The sequence below is a fragment of the Kitasatospora sp. NPDC091257 genome (genome assembly GCF_044757675.1).
In the GTDB taxonomy this organism is placed as follows: domain Bacteria; phylum Actinomycetota; class Actinomycetes; order Streptomycetales; family Streptomycetaceae; genus Kitasatospora; species Kitasatospora lactacystinica.
On the sequence record NZ_JBIVVI010000885.1, the window covers coordinates 1 to 3,940 of the forward strand.

The following is a 3,940-nucleotide window of genomic DNA, read 5'->3' on the forward strand; positions in this document are numbered from 1 at the left end:
CCGGGTCACTCCCCGCGCCTCGTCCCGTCCCCGCCGACCATCCGGCGCAGCCGCCGGGCCGCCTCCCGGCGCAGCTCCCGCCGCGCCCGCCGCTGCTCGCCCCGGTCGATCCGCGGATCGGTGGCCACCTCGTACCGCCGCACGTACGTCCCCACGAAGCCCTGGAGCGTGGCCGCCGCCGGGATCGCGATCACCGCGCCGACCGCGCCGAGCAGCGCCGCGCCCGCGATCACCGAGCCGAAGGCCACCGCCGGGTGCACGTCCACCGTCCGCGCGGTGATCCGCGGCTGCAGCAGGTAGTTCTCGACCTGCTGGTAGACCACCACGAAGACCAGCACCCAGAGCGCGTCCACCGGCTCCACCGTCAGCGCCACCAGCACCGGCAGCGTCCCGGCCAGGTACGTCCCGAGGGTCGGCACGAACTGCGACATGACGCCGACCCAGACCGCCAGCGCCGCCGCGTACGGCAGGTCCAGCAGCTCGAACATCACCCAGTGCCCGGCGGCCGACACCACCGCGAGCAGCGCCCGGGAGTACAGGTAGCCGCCGGTCTTGGCGAGCGCGATCTCCCAGGCCCGCAGCACCTCGCCCTGCTTGGCGGGCGGCAGCATCGAACAGACCGTCCGGCGCACCCGCGGGCCCTCGGCGGTGAAGTAGAAGGTGAACAGCCCGACCGTGAAGGCCTGGAAGAGCCCGCCGATCACGGTGGACGAGACGCCCCAGACATTGTCGGCGGCCTGCTGGACGTAGTTCTCGATGGTGCCGGAGTCCTTGAGCAACCGATTCTGCAACTCGCCCAGCGAGAGGTCCTGGTGGAAGGTCCGGTTGATCCAGCCGATCAGATTGTCGACCAGGTGCGGAAGGTCCCCCGCGATCTTCGCCACCTGGTCGACCAGCAGCGTGCCGAGCGCGGCGAGGAAGCCCACCACCGCGGCCCCGACCGCCACGAACACCAGGAAGGTCCCCACCCCCCGGCGCACCCCCCGCGCCGCCATCCGGTCCACGGCCGGCTCCAGCGCCAGCGACAGGAAGAACGACACCAGCAGCATCACGAACAGGTCGATCAGCTGCCGGAACGCCCAGTCGGCGAGCTGGAACACCCCCACCAGCACCAGGAACAGCACCATCGCCCGCGGCAGCCAGCGCGGCATCCCGCCGCCCCAGAGCCCCCCGCCCACCGGAGCGCGCTCGGCACTCCGGTCCGAATTCTTCTGCTCTGCGCTATTTGTCACCCGAACAGTCTGTCCCATGCCGCCCGGAGGCCGGCACTCAGCGCAGCACGCCGGACACGCCCTGGGTGTCGCAGACCATGCGCCAGACGTCCTTGGCCTCCCAGCCCGACTCCAGCGCCTGGCGCACCGTCCGCCCGCCCAGCTCGCTCATCACGTGGTCGGTCGCGAACGACTCCGCGTACGACTCCCCGAAGTGCGCGTACATCCGTCGCCAGAAATCCGTCAGCCTCATGCCCCGAGTATCCCGGACCGCGCCCGCCAGTCCCCGGCCGTCAGCGCGTACTCGACCTCACCGTGCTCACTGCCCGGGATCGGCTCCGGGCAGTCCTCGCGGAACGTACGGACGTACGAGAGCCCGCTCTTCTCCATCACCCGCCGCGAGCCCGCGTTCACCGTCATGGTGTACGCCACCACCCGCTCCACCCCCAGCTCCGCGAACCCGCGCCGGACCAGCGCCCGCGCTCCCTCCGTCGCGTACCCGCGCCCCCACGCGGCCCGCCGCAGGCGGTACCCGAGCTCGACCTCCCCGCGCTCCCCCTCCCGCGTCGGCCGGAACTCGAACCACCCCAGGAACGCCCCGCCCGCCCGCTCCTCGGCCGCCCACCAGCCGAGGTCGCCGTACCGCCGGTAGTGCTCCAGGTACTGCGGCAACAACTCCCCCTCGACCCACTCCCGCGGGCTCGGCCTCCCCCCGGTGAGGAAGCGCATCACCGCGGGGTCCCCGTCCAGCTCCACGAGCCGGTCCGCGTCCGCCGCCGTGAAGCGCCGCAGCACCAGCCGCTCGGTCGTCAGGAACACCGCCGCGTCCGATTCACCCATGCCCCGATCCTCACCCCCGTCCCGCCGCCCCGTCACCTGCTTTTCCCCGCCCCCACCACCCGACGGGCGCGCGGGGCGCAGCCCGCGCGCCCGCAACGGAAACCGCGTCCCCGTCACCGGGGCAGCGCCAGCAGCCCCGCACCGAAGTACTGCCGCTCCCCGCAGCCGAACACCCCCGCAGGACACCCGGGCGCCGCCGCCCCCGCCAGCACCCCCGCCAACCCGTCCGCCCCCAGCTCCGGCCGCAGGGCCGCCACCACCGCCACCGCCCCGGTCACGTGCGCGGCCGCCATCGAGGTCCCCGCCAGCGCGGCGTACCGCCCGTCCGGCCAGTCGGAGACGATCGCGCCCTGCGGCCCGCCGTCCGGGTCGCCCCCCGGCGCGGCCAGCGAGACCCGTCCGCGCCCGTAGTTGGAGTAGCCCGCCGGGTGCCCGTCCTGGTTGACCGCGGTGACGGTGACCACCCCGGGCAGCTCGCCGGGCAGCCGTACGCACTCGGTGCCCAGGTGGCGGACGGGCGCCGGCCCCGAGACCCGGTCGTTGGGGCTCCGGTCGTCGGTCCGCCCGGCGCCGAGGTCCTGCCCGTCGTTGCCCGCCGAGGCGACCACCACCGCCCCCTTCCGCCGGGCGTACCCGACGGCCCGCCCGACGGCCGCGGTCAGTGCGGCCTGGTCCCGGTCCTCGGGGCAGTTGTACTTCCACGGGTCGGTGAAGTAGCTGTTGTTGATCGCCCTGGCCCCGTGGTCGGCGGCCCAGAGCATGCCGCAGACGATGTTCTCGGCGTAGTACTGCCCGAGCGGCCCGAGCAGCCGGACGGCGGCGATCCGTACGCCCGGCGCGACCCCGGTGACGCCGTGGCCGTCCCGGGTGGCACCCACGATCCCGGCGACGTGCGTGCCGTGGCCGCTCTCGACCACCCCGGGGTCCGGCCGCCAGGCGCCGGTCCGGGCGTCGGGCCGGCCGTCCGCGCAGGAGGCGGAGGCCTTGGGGTCGACGGCGGCACGCAGGTCCGGGTGGGTGTCGTCGACACCGGAGTCCAGCACGGCGACCAGCACCTTGTGCAGCACGGCATCGCCCGGCACCGCCCCCCCGGCCGGCGCCGAACCCCCGCCCCGCACCGCGCCTGCGGCCGGCGGCGCGCCACCGGACACCGCCGAGGCATCGCCCGCCCGGACGCCGGCGCCCCCGACCATGGCGAGGTTCCAGGCGCCCGCCTCCCCCGGATCGGGCACCGTCATGGTCCCGGAGTCCGCCCGGTCACCACCGCGCGGAAGGACGTCCCCGCTCCGCCCCGTCCCGGCCGCCGGCCCCGCGCCGGTGCCCGCCGAGAAGTCGCCCGCCCCCGCCACCGCCCGCGGCGGCGCGACCACCGGCGCGGTCCTGGTCGCCCCGACGGCGGCGATCCCGGGCCGGGCCCGCACCCGGTCGGCGAACGGGCCGGTCGCGTACACCAGCGCGGCCCCGATCTGCGGGTACTCCTGGACCACCTGCCCGCCCGCGGCCCGGCTCTCCGCACCGGCCCGGGCCGCGCCGGCGGCGTCCTCGCCCTCGGCCAGCACCAGGTAGCTGAGGTACGCCCGCCCCGATCCGGACACGTACGGGACGGCGCCACCCACCACGAGCGCCGTGAGCAGCATCGCGAGCAGCGCCCGGGCGGGCCCGCCGACCCGGCGGCGCCGGACGGTCCTGCCCGACGGGTGCACCTGCGCCATCGCACGGTCTCCGCTCGTCGGTCCGGTGGGTCACGGCTGGATCAAGCATCCGATTCCTCACCATATGAGCGGATTGTTATTTCTGCTCCCCGGCTTGCACCCCTCCACTGCCTACGCCCTGGCCCAGCCGGGCGCCAAGTACTTCGCCACCTTCGACGCGGACGGTCAGCACCAGAC

General features: G+C 75.1%; 4 protein-coding genes. All 4 read right to left on the bottom strand.

The annotated features are described in order from the left end of the window. Positions 1-5 precede the first annotated feature (5 nt). Positions 6-1,151 carry an AI-2E family transporter gene (locus ACIQOV_RS31375; protein WP_401054042.1) on the bottom strand — a complete coding sequence of 382 codons (1,146 nt, stop codon included), beginning with the start codon at positions 1,149-1,151 and terminating at the stop codon, positions 6-8. Positions 1,152-1,269: 118 nt separating this feature from the next. Then, on the bottom strand, positions 1,270-1,464 hold the full coding sequence (locus ACIQOV_RS31380) for a DUF3046 domain-containing protein (protein ID WP_401054037.1): 195 nt from the start codon (positions 1,462-1,464) through the stop codon (positions 1,270-1,272). Then, complete coding sequence (locus ACIQOV_RS31385) at positions 1,461-2,051, bottom strand: GNAT family N-acetyltransferase (RefSeq protein ID WP_401054038.1); 591 nt, start codon at positions 2,049-2,051, stop codon at positions 1,461-1,463. The genes ACIQOV_RS31380 and ACIQOV_RS31385 overlap by 4 nt, the downstream gene beginning before the upstream one ends. A 113-nt stretch (positions 2,052-2,164) precedes the next feature. Further along, positions 2,165-3,763, bottom strand: a complete 1,599-nt coding sequence (locus tag ACIQOV_RS31390) for a S8 family serine peptidase (protein ID WP_401054040.1) — start codon at positions 3,761-3,763, stop codon at positions 2,165-2,167. Between the last annotated feature and the right edge of the window lie 177 nt (positions 3,764-3,940).